Below are 14,356 nucleotides of genomic sequence, written 5' to 3' on the forward strand. Positions count from 1 at the left end.
ATTTATATTTTACTACATTTGTCCAAGTAAACAAAACAATCCCTAAAATGAAAAAACTTACTTTTTCCCTTTTAACCATTTTCACTTTAGCATTTAACTCACAAGCACAAGAATTAGAAACAATTCTTTTAGCTAAAGATGACGCCGCTAAATTAACAGAAGCTTACATTAACCCTACAATGAAAGGTTTAATCTATAGCTCAAATAGCGGTTGGTATCACACTGCCAAAGTGCACAAAAAATTCGGATTCGATATTACCATCGGGGCGAGTGGTTCTTTTGCTCCATCTAAAGATGACATTTTTGATTTAACCAAACTAGGTTTATCAAGTAATACCACATTTACCAATAATACTTCTCCAACAATTGCTGCAGAGGAAAATGTCAATGGAACAACCGTTACATTTAACACCTCTATAGACACTCCTGCTGGACCACAAAATGTTTCGGCAGATTTCACAATGCCAGGAGGAGAATCAATTGATATAACACCTGCTCCAATGGTTCAAGTTGGAATAGGACTCCCTTTTAAGTTAGAAGCAATGGTACGTTTTGTACCAAAAGTTGGTTCAGATGACGTCAAAGCAGGATTATTTGGTATTGGTCTTAAAAAAGAAATTACAGATTGGTTTGGACCAATGGATAAAACTCCATTACACATTTCTTTATTAGCTGCATACACTAACATGACAGTTGATTACGAAATTGGAAATGTATCGGGTCAAGTTGCTACAACTAATGGTTTAACAGAGTTCAAACTTAACTCTTATACTGTGCAAGCAATTGCCTCATTAAACTTACCCGTAATTAACTTTTATGGTGGTGTAGGTTATAACGGTGGAACTACAAAATTAAACATGTTAGGAGACTATACATTAACGTACCAAACTAATACAACCCCATCAGTAGCAGTTCAAGAAAATGTTTCAAACCCCTTAGCTTTAAGTAATACTACAGGAGGTTTTAATGCTACCATTGGTACTCGTTTAAGCTTAGGTTTCTTCAAAATTTTTGGAAGTTATACACTACAGGAACAAAACACTTTAAATGCAGGGATTGCATTTAGCTTTAGATAATTTTTTTGTAAAAAAACTTAATAAAAGTCTGGAAAAGTTTAAATGTAAATTGATATATTAGATAAAACGATATCATAAATCAAGTTGATAATGGTGTTTTAATTAATGAAAAAAACATTTAATTTTACCGTATAAAATCCAATCTTTTACATTTTAGAAAAAAAAAGAATCTCCGTTGTAAATTCAGTGGAGATTCTTTTTTTATCCATAGTCAAATCGCTATTTTTGTGCATCTTAATAATAATTTTCAATAAAAAATATATAAAATGAAAGTAACAGTTGTAGGAGCAGGTGCAGTAGGTGCTAGTTGTGCTGAATACATTGCTATTAAAGATTTCGCCTCTGAAGTTGTATTAGTTGACATTAAAGAAGGTTTTGCTGAAGGTAAAGCTATGGATTTAATGCAAACAGCTTCTTTAAATGGATTTGACACTAAAATAGTAGGTACTACTGGTGACTATTCTAAAACTGCTGGTTCTGATATTTGTGTAATTACTTCTGGTATTGCACGTAAACCTGGTATGTCTCGTGATGAATTAATGGGAATCAATGCAGGTATCGTTAAATCTGTATCGGCTAGTTTAATTGAACATTCTCCTAACACTATCATCATTGTGGTTTCTAATCCAATGGATACAATGACTTATTTAGTACACAAAGCTACAAACTTACCTAAACACAGAATTATTGGTATGGGTGGTGCTTTAGATTCTGCTCGTTTCAAATACAGATTAGCAGAAGCTTTAGAGGCTCCTATTTCTGATGTTGATGGAATGGTAATTGGAGGACACTCTGATAAAGGTATGGTTCCATTAACTCGTTTAGCTACTCGTAACTCAGTTCCAGTATCTGAATTTTTATCAGAAGAGAGATTAGAGCAAGTTAAACAAGACACTAAAGTTGGTGGAGCAACTTTAACTGGTTTATTAGGAACTTCTGCTTGGTATGCTCCAGGTGCAGCAGTTTCAGGATTAGTTCAAGCAATTGCATGTGACCAAAAGAAAATCTACCCTTGTTCTGCTTTATTAGAAGGTGAATATGGATTATCTGATTTATGTATTGGTGTTCCTGTAGTATTAGGAAGAAACGGTATTGAAAAAATCGTTGAAATCAACTTAAGCGAAGAGGAAAAAACTCAACTATCTTCTTCTGCTGAAGCAGTTAAGAAAAACAATGAGGCTTTAACTTTCTAAGTTAAACTTTAACAATACTTAAGAAACCTGGGTTTTACTCAGGTTTTTTTTATAAAAAAATGTTAAATCAACCTAGTAGATGTAAGACTTTTGAAAATTAATCGTCTATTAATTGGAAGAAACAATAGTAGAGTTTCTTTTCATAGTTTTTCATAGCAATTTTCCCACTTCATTTTTTGAAGTGGGTTTATTTTTATGCGGTAGCTTGTTGTACTACTTCAAACAACTCTCCTCCTTCACATTTTACCGTTTTTTGCTTAAACTTTACGATCAATTGATAATCATGTGTAGCCATTAAGATGGTTTTTCCACTTTTATGAATTTCATTAAGCAACTCCATCACCTCTAATGAAGTTTTCGGATCTAAATTTCCAGTAGGCTCATCGGCTAAAATTAACTCGGGGTCATTTAACAAAGCTCTTGCTATTGCCACTCTTTGTTGTTCTCCACCAGAAAGCTCAAAAGTTTTTTTGTAATACTTTTCTTTCATTCCTACCTTATCTAAAACCTCATAAATTTTATCTTTCATTTCAGTTTTATCCTTCCAACCTGTCGCTTTTAAAACAAACTCAAGATTCTCGTAGACATTCCTGTCATTTAATAATTTAAAATCCTGAAAGACAATCCCTAATTTTCTTCTCAAAAAAGGAATATCTTTTTCTTTCATTTTTTTTAAATCAAAACCTACAATACTTCCCAATCCACGTTTTAAACGCAAATCTCCATAAAGTGTTTTAAGTAAACTACTTTTTCCACTTCCTGTTTTTCCAATTAAATAATAAAAATCACCTTTATTCAAAGTAAAGTTCACTTTTGATAATACAAGATTATCCAACTGATAAATATCGGCGTTGTCTAAATGTAAAACAGGTTGCTCCATATGAAAATATTGTTTTTACAAATCTAAAATTTTATTACGTAATTCTATAACATTTATTACTTTTGATAAAATCCCTCCAACAAAATTAAAAAACATACGTTATAGTTTCTAGATAACTAAAAAATATGAGAATCATTTATTTCAAAAAAGGCTATCTGTCTTTACTTTTTTTAGGGTTTACAACATCTTTTTTTGCACAAAAAACTGCTTTACATGTATCGGAGTCTTCTGATTTTCATAAAGCTATAGAATTGTATAATAACAAATCTTATGCTGCCGCTCAGCAATTATTTCAAAAAATATCTGCCGAGTCAAAAGAAATTAAGAATTTAAAAGCTGATGCCGATTATTATGACGCCATGAGTGCTATAAAATTGAATCAGGATTACGCTGATGATAAAGTAATAGATTTTGTAGAAAATTACCCATATCATAATAAGAAGGAAAAAGCATACTTAAACGTTGGAAACCATTACTTTGCTAATAGAAAAGCATCCTACGCTTTGAAGTGGTATCAAAAAGTAAATGAAAAATTACTTACACAAGAAGAAAAGGACGAGTTAAATTATAAAATGGGATATGCTTTGCTGGTTTCTAACTACTTAAAAGATGCCAAAGCTAAATTTAAAACCTTACTTGGAAATCCTATTTATGGAAATGATGCTCGTTATTATTATGGATATGTTGCTTACAAACAAGAAAATTTTGGAGAAGCAGAAGACAATTTAAGTCAACTTGCAGATGATGCCACTTATAAAGCAAAAGCCAACTACTATATTCTAGACATTAGTTTTAAAGCAGGTAGATTTGACAAATCTGTTCAAATTGGTGAAAAACTATTAGAAACGACTAAAGACAAAAAACAGATTTCTCAAATTTCAAAAATTATTGGAGAGAGTTATTTTAACTTAAAACAATACGAAAAAGCTATTCCTTATTTAAAAGCTTATAAAGGAAAAAGAGGGAAATGGACCAATACTGATTATTATTATTTAGGATACGCTTATTACAAGCAAAAAGACTTCGAAACAGCCATTAGCACCTTTAATAAAATTATTGGAGGAACTAATAAAGTGGCTCAAAATGCATATTACCATTTAGGAGAATGCTACATGGAACTTGATAAAAAAGTAGAGGCTTTGAATGCATTTAAGAACGCAAGTGAGATGGATTTTGATCCTCAAATTAATGAAAGTGCTTTTTTAAATTATGCTAAATTAAGTTACGAGCAAGGAAATCCTTATGAAAGTGTGCCAGATGTTTTAAAAAATTATTTAGCAAAATATCCTACATCAGTAAATACAAAAGAAATAAGAGAATTACTTATTACCTCATATTTACATCAGCAAGATTATACAGGTGCTTTATCATATTTAAATGAAAACAAATCACCAGAAAATGATGAATTGATAAGTGAAGTTTCTTTGTATCGAGGTATTCAACTCTTCAATAATCAAAAATTAAAAGAAGCTAAACCGTACTTTGAAACTGCTACTAAATCTGCATCAAGTATTGTAAACAATAAAGCAAGATATTGGTTAGCTGAAACGAACTACTTACAGGGAGATTACGAAGAAGCTTTACAAGAGTATTTATTGTTTACAAATAACGAAATTGAAGAGAGAAAAATGTTAGACTATAATATTGCTTACACCTATTTTAAATTAAAGAAATATGAAGAAGCAGCGAAACATTTTCAACAATTCTTAGATGCAAAAATTGAAAACAACGATTTAAATGATGATGCGGGTAATAGACTTGGAGATTCTTTTTATGCGACCAAAAATTATTCAAAAGCAATTACCTCTTATGACAACATTATTCAACAAGGAGGAGTGGGCTCTGATTATGCACAATATCAAATTGCTATGAGTAATGGTTTTATGGGAGATAGCGATTTAAAAGTTAAAAATTTAAATACGTTAATTAACGATTATACAGAATCTCAATTACAAGACGATGCTTTGTTTCAACTTGCTGCAACATACACCAGCAGTAATGATCAATTAAAAGCACAAAACACATATGAAAAATTACTAGCCAAACATCCACGAAGTAACTATGTTCCTTCTGTTCTATTGCGTCAAGGGTTATTATACTACAACAACAATAGTAATAGCAAAGCACTTTCTAAGTTCAAAGAAATTGTTGCAAAACACCCTAACTCAAATGAAGCAAGACAAGCTGTTACCAATGTTAAAAATGTATACATTGATATAGGTAAGGTAGATGAATATGCTGATTGGGTTAAAAACGTAAAATTCATCAATGTATCAGATGCTGAATTAGACAATGCAAGTTATCAATCTGCTGAAAACAAATTCTTAGAAAATAATAACACTAGGGCTATCGAAGGATTTAATAAATACCTACAAAGTTTTCCTAATGGTATTCATGCTTTGAAAGCTAATTTCTACTTAGCACAAGCGTATAGTAACACCAATCAATCTGAAAATGCAATTCCTCATTACACCTATGTAATGAATCAAGAAAAAAGTGAGTTTACTGAAGAGTCTTTAACAAAACTTGCCAATATTTATCTTAAAAAAGAAGATTGGGATAATGGTATGAAAGTACTTTCTAAGTTAGAAAGTGAAGCAAACTACCCGCAAAACATCATTTTTGCACAGAGTAACCTTATGAAGGGTCACTACAACAAGAAGGATTATGACAACGCTATTGCTTATGCAGAAAAAGTGTTAAGTAATGGGAAAATTGACATAAAAATAATAGAGGATGCTAAAATCATTATTGCTCGTGCTGCCTTTGAAACAAATGACTATGAAACAGCAAGAGATTTTTTCCATGAAGTAAATAAAAAAGCCACTGGAGCTTTAAAAGCCGAAACTTTATACTACAATGCTTTCTTTTTAAATGATGAAAAAGAGTATGAACTATCCAATAAAGCCATACAAGATTTAATTGCAAATTATTCTTCTTATAAATATTGGGGAGTAAAAAGTTACATTATCATGGCTAAAAACTATTATGCCTTAAAAGATGCATATCAGGCTACTTATATTTTAGAAAACATTATCAAAAACTTTACGCAATATAAAGACTTGGTAGAGGAAGCTAAAAATGAGCTAAGCACCATAAAAAATAAGGAAGCGAAAACAAACGAATCTGTAACTACCCAAAACTAAAATTTGTGATTAACAAACGTAAGATGAAACTAATGAAAAAGCATTTAGGGTTACTTTTATTATTTGCTGTGAGTGTCATGGTAAATGCGCAGGAAAAAACAAATACAGAAAAAGCAAAGGATACTATTATAAAAACAGAAGTTGTAAATGTTGTTACTTCTTATGTTCCAAAAATTAGCGATGCCTTTAAAATAAAACAAAAGCCTACTATACAGCATACAAAGGAAACAGAAAGAAAAGCGCTAGATTATAAGATCTTTTCAGTTCCAGTTGCTTCTACCTTTATTCCGCAAAGAGGAACTATGAAAAAAATAGACCTTGGAAAAAGAGAACGTTTGTATCCTAATTATGTTTCTGTAGGACTAGGTAATAAAATAGCTCCATTTGCAGAAGTATATGTAAGACAAAGTGAGTATTACAATAGCGAACTTGGTGGTAATATAAGATTTTTACTTAACTCAGACCCCGTTGAAAATACACAGTTAAGCAGTACATTTTACAACATTAATGTACATCTTTTTTACGAACAAAAAGAACGCTATTATACATGGAAAGCTGGTTTAGATGCAGAAAGAAGTAAGTATAACTGGTATGGGCTACCGAGTAACATTACCTTTACTCCTGCTACAATTGACAATATTGAGGAAGAACAAATTTATAATTACTATCAAGCCTTTGGAAAAATTGATTTTGACGAATCGTTTATTAAAAACATTAATGGAAATGTAAACTTTATGTCAGATGGTTTGAGCAGTAGTGAATTTGAATTTGATGCAAAAGCTAATTTAGAGTTTCCTTTAGATGGAATTCATAGGCAACTAAACGATTTAAAGTTAGGAGTTCATTTAAATTATTTTGGAGGTGAATTTGCCAGCACTTACATCAATGATCCTTTAAGTAATATTACAAGTTTAAAACATGGTTTTTTAACTGCCGGATTACTTCCTAACTACAAGTTTTTAATGCATGATTTTCTTATTCAAATTGGTGCTAAAGGATATTTCTCTTTAGACACACAAAATAGCACCAGTAACTTTCTGATTTATCCTGATGTAGAAGTTTCTTATCCTGTTGTAAAAGAATTTGCCAATGTTTTTATTGGTGCCACTGGTGGATTAGAAAACAATACCTATAAAAAGTTCTCAAAAGAAAATCAATTTGTATCTCCTACATTAACCATTGCTCCTACCAATGAAAAATACAATGCTTTTGCAGGAGTTAGAGGAAGATTTAATTCTCAATTTAGTTATAAAGTAAGAGCCAGCTATGCAGATATTGAAAACAATCCGTTTTTCTTATTAAACCCATCAAAATCGAGTGGTAACAATAGTGCTGGTGGTAATGGATTTACCTTTTTTGGCTATGAATACGGAAATTCTTTCAATGTGGTATATGACAACATAAAAAGAACAACTGTTTTTGCAGAGGCGGCTTTTGAGGTAGATAAAAAATTAAGTTTAGGTGGTAATTTAGAATTCAACAACTTTAAACTAGACAATATTGCTCATGCTTGGAATACTCCAAAAATTAGAGCAGAGTTTTTTGGAACTTATAAAACCGACAAATGGTATGCAGGAAGCAATATCTTTTTTGTAGGTGCTAGAAAAGGTATTCAATACGATGTGTTACCTGCCTCTACATCTTCTGTAGTCAATTTAAAAAGTTATATAGACGTTAACCTAAATGGAGGGTACCATTTCAGCGATTCTTTTTCGGTATTCTTAAACTTAAAAAATGTGTTAAACAATAGCTATCAACGTTATACCAATTACAACGTACAAGGATTTCAGGCAATGGCTGGTTTAACATGGAAGTTTGATACACTTTTCTAAAGTTAGTAGAAAAATCTTACATTCGAAGAATGTTTGTATTAGTATCTAATTATATTACAGCAATTGTTTGTTTGGTTACAGCTTTTGTAATTCAACGAATATATGTGAAAGAAAAAAATAGAAGTACCGATACTAAATCGGTCGAAGGAATTCAGTGGTTTTCTTTAGCTATTTTTTCTTGGGGATTGGGTGCTTTTATAAATATTCTTCTAATATCTGTTATTGGTATTCAAAGCCAACACAAAATCATTGTTAGCTTAGGAGTGCTGTTTTCATTACTCAATTCTGTCTTTATTTTAATGTCCATTCCTTCTATAAAACATTATGAAAAAAGAAACTTGGTTATTAGAATTATTGAGCGATTTTCTAACAAAGAAGTATTTGTAATTTTTGGAGGAATTCTCTTCATGATTGCTTCAGTTTTTTTAATTTCATTTTACAGTGGATATCAAGAGAACTCAAGTAACAATGTTATTTGGTTAATAGACATTCCTTTTTCTCTTGTAGTAGCTTTTGCTTTATTACAAGAGCTAAACAAAGCTTTTAAAAATAGAGGCATGCAGTTTATGTACCTCCCTACCTTTGCCCTATTTGTTTTAATAGTAATAGCAGTTACACATCGAATTATTCCTACAGAAAATTTACCTAATTGGATCAACCTAAATACATGGGATATACTTGGAATAGTGACAGCACTTTCATTTAAATTTCTTTTTATTCTGTTATTTACAATTTTGTTATACAGCTGGAAATTGTTAGCAGAAAAAGAAGAACAACAATCTGAATTCATCAAAATAAAAGAGCGAAAAGATAAGCTAGAAAAAGACAAAGAAACTTTGTTAATAGCCAACGAAAGTCACTTAGATACGATTAAACATTTAAAATCAGAAATTCAACAACAGAAAAAGAAATATAAAAAACTTAAAAAATCTTCAAAAGTTGAATTATCAGATCGTCAAAAAGAAGTTCTGGCAAACCTTGGTATTTGTGGCGCTAAAAAATCCTACACTGAAATTGCCGAAGCAATGAATATTAGTGTAGACGGATTTCAGGCACACATTTATCAAATTAAAAAAGTATTAAACATTTCTGGTTCTGGTGGTAAGAAACAATTAATCACCTATGCCATCAACAACGACTTACTAAAATTTGCTACCATTCAATGTGATTAAACGATATACTTAACCATATACTTAATTACAAAAATTAAAAAAAATCATCACTACGTAACCTTTCATTTACAATTGATTGTAAGCAATTTAGCATCCATCAATTTTAAAAATTAAATAATGAAACGGTTCATCTCATTCTTTATCGTTTTCTTGTCATTTTCAATTAATGCACAAGAAAATCAACAAACAGTAGATCAAAAAATCAATCAATCCTTTCACAATGCTACTAGTTGGTTTACCGATACCATCTTATATCAAATTCCAATTACCGATAACATTTCAATTCCTTGGGTACTTATTATTCTTGTAGGTGGCGCAACCTATTTCTCTATCTATTTTAAAGGAATCAATTTCAGTGGATTTACAACAGCCATTAATGTAGTACGAGGTAAATACGATGCTATAGACAAACCTGAAAACAAAAGTGATATTCCTGAAACTATTAAAATTGAAGGAGAAGGAGAAGTTTCGCACTTCCAAGCATTAACCGCTGCCCTTTCCGCTACTGTTGGATTAGGAAACATTGCTGGTGTTGCTATTGCATTGTCTATTGGCGGTGCTGGTGCTACCTTTTGGATGATTGTTGTAGGACTTTTAGGTATGGCCTCAAAATTTGTTGAATGTACTTTAGGAGTTAAATACCGAGAAATTGAAGCAGACGGAACCGTTTTTGGCGGACCTATGTACTATTTAAAAAATGGATTAAAAGAAATTGGATTCAGTAAGATTGGAAAAGGACTTTCTATACTATTTGCCATCATGTGTGTTGGAGGATCATTTGGAGGAGGTAATATGTTTCAAGTAAACCAAGCCTTTAAACTATTTGAATATGTAACAGGTGGTGAACAAAGTTTTATTTATGGAAAGGGATGGTTATTTGGACTTATCATGGCAATTTTTGCTGGTATTGTAATTATTGGAGGAATTAAAAAAATAGCCAAAGTAACTGATAAAGTAGTTCCTATAATGGTAGTCGTTTACATACTTGCTGTTGTTACCATTCTTGTAATGAATTATACCCAAATACCCAATGCAATCAACGAAATTATACAAGGTGCATTTAACCCTACGGGAATTGCAGGAGGAATTATTGGTGTAATGATTCAAGGATTTCGAAGAGGAGCATTTTCTAATGAAGCTGGTATCGGTTCTTCATCAATTGCCCATGCTGCTGTAAAAACAAATTATGCCGCAAGTGAAGGATTAGTGGCATTACTTGAACCTTTTATCGATACTGTAGTTGTTTGTACCATGACTGCATTAGCTTTAATTATTACAGGACAAATAACTGCTGGTAATGAAGTCTCTTTTGAACAAGGAGCCATTTTAACCTCAAAAGCCTTAGAAAGTGGTATTTCTTGGTTTCCTTACGTACTTACAATTGCCGTTATTTTATTTGCTTTTTCATCAATGATATCATGGTCCTATTATGGTTATCAGGCATGGTCATACCTTTTTGGAAGAGAAAAAAGAACTGGAAATATTTATAAAATCATCTTTTGCGTATTTACCGTTATTGGAGCTGCTGCCACATTAAATGCAGTAATCGACTTTTCAGATGCTATGGTATTTTCAATGATGGTCCCAAATATGATAGGATTAATTCTATTAGCACCTAAAGTAATTCAAGAATTAAAAAGATATAAAACTGCCATTCATAAAAATTCTTAATTCTATTTTGTAGTTTTATATCCAAATAAATTTCTGTAATGAAAAAAACACTTGCATTTATATGTCTTAGTTTTCTTATGTTTTCTTGTAAAACAGAACAAAAGGGAACTTCAAAAACTCCTATTTCTAATACTGAATACCAACAAGACTCAGTACAAATAAAGGAAATTTTCAATACCGCTTTAACCCAAGGAAAATCCTATGAATGGTTAAGAGACTTAACACAAAACATTGGTAGTCGATTATCTGGTTCTGAAGGTGCTGCTAAATCAGTTATTTGGGGAGAACAATTAATGAAAGATGTGGGACTAGATTCTGTTTGGTTACAACCTGTAATGGTTCCGCATTGGGTACGTGGAGAAAAGGAAGTTGCTAATTACGAATTTAATGGAGAAAAAATCAATGTTCCTATTTGTGCTTTAGGAGGTTCTATAGCAACTCCTTCTAATGGTATTACTGCTGAAATTATTGAAGTAAAAAGTTTGGATGAAGCTAAAAGTCTAGGAGAAAAAGCAAAAGGTAAAATCGTATTCTTTAACGGTGCTTTTGACAATACATTAATCAACACCTTTAGAGCTTATGGCGGTTGTGTTGGACAACGTTTTGCAGGAGCTGCAACGGTTGGTAAGTTTGGAGCAAAAGGTGTCATTGTTCGTTCTATGACCAATGGTCTTGATGATTATCCGCATACAGGTTCTATGGGATATGGAGAAATTCCAAAATCAGAATACATTCCTGCAGCAGCAATTAGCTCAAGAGCTGCAGAAAACTTAAGCAAGCACTTAAAGGAAAACCCAACATTAAAATTCTATTTTAAACAAAGTTGTGAAACCTTACCAGATGCTCCTTCTCATAATGTCGTAGGAGAAATTAAAGGAAGTATCAATCCAGATAAAATTATGGTGATTGGTGGTCATTTAGATTCTTGGGATCTAGGTGATGGAGCGCATGACGATGGTACTGGAATTGTACAATCATTAGAAGTAGCCTATTTATTAAAGAAAAATAACATTCAACCTAAAAATACTATTCGTATTGTATTTTTTATGAATGAAGAAAACGGATTAAGAGGAGCAACGGAATATGCTCGATTGGCAAAGGAAAATGGCGAGTTACACATTGGTGCACTTGAATCTGATGCTGGAGGACATACACCTAGAGGATTTTCTATTGATGCAAATGAAAAAAACAGAACTCTTTTACAAAGTTGGAGAAAATTGTTAGCACCGTATGGTTTACATGATATTACAGCTGGAGGTAGTGGTGCAGACATAGGTCCATTAAAAGATGATCATGTTACTTTAGTAGGATACCGACCAGACTCTCAACGCTATTTTGATTACCATCATGCCGCAACTGATACTTTTGACAAAGTAAACAAAAGAGAGTTAGAATTAGGAAGTGCTTCAATGGCTAGTATCGTGTATTTAATGGATAAATACCTATACAATAACGAAACTTTAAAGCCTTAAAAAGACAATGAATAAAAGACTCAATGAAGAGTATTTCAAGACAAGAGCTAAACATAAAGTTGGGTATAAAAAGAGACCCTTAACTTTTAAAAAAACTCTTATTAATTCAATTATTGTAATTGTTTTGATTTACCTCTCTAATCTTTTATTCAATTATTTTGCAAAAAGAATTGAACAAAACAAAAAGAATGATGCTCATAGTTCTTACATTGTGTATAGCAATGATAGACTATAATTAATTAATTCATTCATTGCTCTAAATATTATTCCAGAAACATCATCTAACCAAATGAAAAAAATATTCATCTCCTTAGTTTCAATAGGTCTTTTATTCTCATGTAAACAACAAGAAAAAGCAGATCTTATTGTTATTAATGCCAATGCATACACCGTAAACAACAACTTTGACAAAGCAGAAAGTTTTGCTGTTAAAGATGGTAAATTTATAGCAGTTGGTACGAATGAAGAAATTCAAAATAAATACGCTACTTTAAAAACGGTAGATGCCCAAAATAATGCTGTATATCCAGGATTTATTGATGGTCATTGTCATTTTTACGGATTGGGCTTACAACAACAAAAAGTAAACTTAGTAGGTACCAAAAGCTATGATGACGTGTTACAGCGTTTGGTAACTTTTCAAAAAGAAAAAAACACCACTTTTATTACAGGACGTGGATGGGATCAAAATGATTGGGAGGTAAAAGAATTTCCTACCAAAGAAAAATTAGACAGTGTCTTCCCTAATACCCCTGTAGCTATTCGTAGAATCGATGGACACGCCATGCTTGTAAATCAAAAAGCAATTGACTTAGCAGGAATTTCTACGGAATCAAAAATTGATGGTGGAGAATTTATTCAAAAAGATGGTAAACTAACAGGAGTTTTAATTGACAATGCAATGAACTTCATCAAAGTACCTAAACCATCTAAAAGAGAACAAATTCAGGCATTAAAAGATGCTCAGAAAATATGTTTCGATTTAGGATTAACTACGGTTGATGATGCTGGTTTAGACAAACAAGTTATTGAGTTAGTAGATAGCCTTCAACAAACAGGAGATTTAAAAATGCGTATCTACGCCATGATTTCCAACAATAAAGAAAACCTTGATTACTACTTAAACAAAGGAGTTATAAAAACCGATCGTTTGCATGTACGCTCTGTAAAAGTATATTCAGATGGAGCTTTAGGCTCACGTGGTGCTACTTTAAAAGATGAATATTCAGATAAAAAGGGACACTTTGGTGCATTGGTAAATTCTTATAATGATCTACAAAACTTAGCACAACGAATTGCAAATTCAGAATATCAAATGAATACACATGCCATAGGTGATTCAGCAAATTATGTAATGCTAAAAACATATGACGAGGTCTTAAAAAACAAACAAGACCGTCGTTGGAGAATAGAACATGCACAAGTAGTAGATTTAAAAGACTTTCATTTCTTTAAAAATGTATTACCATCTATACAACCAACACATGCCACTTCAGATATGTATTGGGCAGAAGAACGCGTTGGAGCTGAAAGAATCAAAGGAGCTTATGCTTATAACGACTTACTTAAGCAATACGGAAAAGTTGCTTTAGGAACAGATTTCCCTATTGAACACGTAAGTCCTTTATATACTTTTTACGCAGCAAGTATCCGTAAAGATTTAAAAGGATATCCAGAAAATGGATACCAAATGAACAACGCCTTGTCTAGAGAGAATACCTTAAAGGGAATGACTATCTGGAATGCTTATGCCAATTTTGAAGAAACTGAAAAAGGAAGTATTGAAATTGGAAAAGTAGCTGATTTTATCATTTTAGAAAATGATATTATGACTGTTGATGAAAAAAAGATTCCACATACAAAGGTTTTAGAAACCTATGTTAATGGAGAAAAAGTTAACTAACTACATGCATC

Annotated in this window: 10 protein-coding genes; 9 read left to right on the forward strand and 1 reads right to left on the reverse strand. The window is 31.8% G+C overall.

Annotation, left to right across the window (positions count from 1 at the left end):
- Positions 1-47: 47 nt before the first annotated feature.
- The gene (locus tag ABNT22_RS15430; RefSeq protein ID WP_348717780.1) at positions 48-1,076 is read left to right on the forward strand and encodes a DUF6588 family protein; all 1,029 of its coding nucleotides are present in this window, start codon (positions 48-50) and stop codon (positions 1,074-1,076) included.
- A gap of 266 nt (positions 1,077-1,342) precedes the next feature.
- Complete coding sequence (gene mdh, locus ABNT22_RS15435; protein ID WP_348717779.1) at positions 1,343-2,269, forward strand: malate dehydrogenase; 927 nt, start codon at positions 1,343-1,345, stop codon at positions 2,267-2,269.
- Positions 2,270-2,462: 193 nt separating this feature from the next.
- Here mdh and ABNT22_RS15440 read toward each other — a convergent pair whose 3' ends face one another.
- Complete coding sequence (locus ABNT22_RS15440) at positions 2,463-3,149, reverse strand: cell division ATP-binding protein FtsE (RefSeq protein WP_348717778.1); 687 nt, start codon at positions 3,147-3,149, stop codon at positions 2,463-2,465.
- A 125-nt stretch (positions 3,150-3,274) separates the two neighbouring features.
- Here ABNT22_RS15440 and ABNT22_RS15445 point away from each other — a divergent pair, with 125 nt between their 5' ends.
- The 7 genes from ABNT22_RS15445 (at position 3,275) to ABNT22_RS15475 (ending at position 14,345) form a co-directional block, all read left to right on the forward strand.
- Positions 3,275-6,295 (forward strand): tetratricopeptide repeat protein, encoded by a 3,021-nt coding sequence (locus ABNT22_RS15445; protein WP_348717777.1) that lies wholly within the window; start codon positions 3,275-3,277, stop codon positions 6,293-6,295.
- A gap of 23 nt (positions 6,296-6,318) precedes the next feature.
- A complete protein-coding gene (locus ABNT22_RS15450) occupies positions 6,319-8,127 on the forward strand; it encodes a hypothetical protein (RefSeq protein ID WP_348717776.1) in 1,809 nt (602 codons plus the stop codon).
- 29 nt (positions 8,128-8,156) lie between these two features.
- Complete coding sequence (locus ABNT22_RS15455; RefSeq protein ID WP_348717775.1) at positions 8,157-9,299, forward strand: hypothetical protein; 1,143 nt, start codon at positions 8,157-8,159, stop codon at positions 9,297-9,299.
- 117 nt (positions 9,300-9,416) lie between these two features.
- Positions 9,417-10,970 (forward strand): alanine/glycine:cation symporter family protein, encoded by a 1,554-nt coding sequence (locus ABNT22_RS15460; RefSeq protein ID WP_348717774.1) that lies wholly within the window; start codon positions 9,417-9,419, stop codon positions 10,968-10,970.
- A gap of 38 nt (positions 10,971-11,008) precedes the next feature.
- Positions 11,009-12,442 (forward strand): M20/M25/M40 family metallo-hydrolase, encoded by a 1,434-nt coding sequence (locus ABNT22_RS15465; RefSeq protein WP_348717773.1) that lies wholly within the window; start codon positions 11,009-11,011, stop codon positions 12,440-12,442.
- A 7-nt stretch (positions 12,443-12,449) separates the two neighbouring features.
- The gene (locus tag ABNT22_RS15470) at positions 12,450-12,677 is read left to right on the forward strand and encodes a hypothetical protein (RefSeq protein WP_348717772.1); all 228 of its coding nucleotides are present in this window, start codon (positions 12,450-12,452) and stop codon (positions 12,675-12,677) included.
- A 54-nt stretch (positions 12,678-12,731) separates the two neighbouring features.
- Positions 12,732-14,345 carry an amidohydrolase gene (locus ABNT22_RS15475; protein WP_348717771.1) on the forward strand — a complete coding sequence of 538 codons (1,614 nt, stop codon included), beginning with the start codon at positions 12,732-12,734 and terminating at the stop codon, positions 14,343-14,345.
- Positions 14,346-14,356: the final 11 nt, after the last annotated feature.

Origin of the sequence: Tenacibaculum sp. 190130A14a (genome assembly GCF_964048965.1) — a bacterium.
GTDB classification, from domain to species: Bacteria; Bacteroidota; Bacteroidia; order Flavobacteriales; family Flavobacteriaceae; genus Polaribacter; species Polaribacter polynesiense.

Excerpts from the sequence above, each read along its gene's own strand:
- ABNT22_RS15470 (WP_348717772.1), top strand. The coding sequence starts at position 12,450 with ATGAATAAAAGACTCAATGAAGAGTATTTCAAGACAAGAGCTAAACAT.
- ABNT22_RS15440 (WP_348717778.1), bottom strand. The coding sequence starts at position 3,149 with ATGGAGCAACCTGTTTTACATTTAGACAACGCCGATATTTATCAGTTG.
- ABNT22_RS15460 (WP_348717774.1), top strand. The coding sequence starts at position 9,417 with ATGAAACGGTTCATCTCATTCTTTATCGTTTTCTTGTCATTTTCAATT.
- ABNT22_RS15450 (WP_348717776.1), top strand. The coding sequence starts at position 6,319 with ATGAAACTAATGAAAAAGCATTTAGGGTTACTTTTATTATTTGCTGTG.
- ABNT22_RS15430 (WP_348717780.1), top strand. The coding sequence starts at position 48 with ATGAAAAAACTTACTTTTTCCCTTTTAACCATTTTCACTTTAGCATTT.
- mdh (WP_348717779.1), top strand. The coding sequence starts at position 1,343 with ATGAAAGTAACAGTTGTAGGAGCAGGTGCAGTAGGTGCTAGTTGTGCT.
- ABNT22_RS15465 (WP_348717773.1), top strand. The coding sequence starts at position 11,009 with ATGAAAAAAACACTTGCATTTATATGTCTTAGTTTTCTTATGTTTTCT.
- ABNT22_RS15445 (WP_348717777.1), top strand. The coding sequence starts at position 3,275 with ATGAGAATCATTTATTTCAAAAAAGGCTATCTGTCTTTACTTTTTTTA.
- ABNT22_RS15475 (WP_348717771.1), top strand. The coding sequence starts at position 12,732 with ATGAAAAAAATATTCATCTCCTTAGTTTCAATAGGTCTTTTATTCTCA.
- ABNT22_RS15455 (WP_348717775.1), top strand. The coding sequence starts at position 8,157 with ATGTTTGTATTAGTATCTAATTATATTACAGCAATTGTTTGTTTGGTT.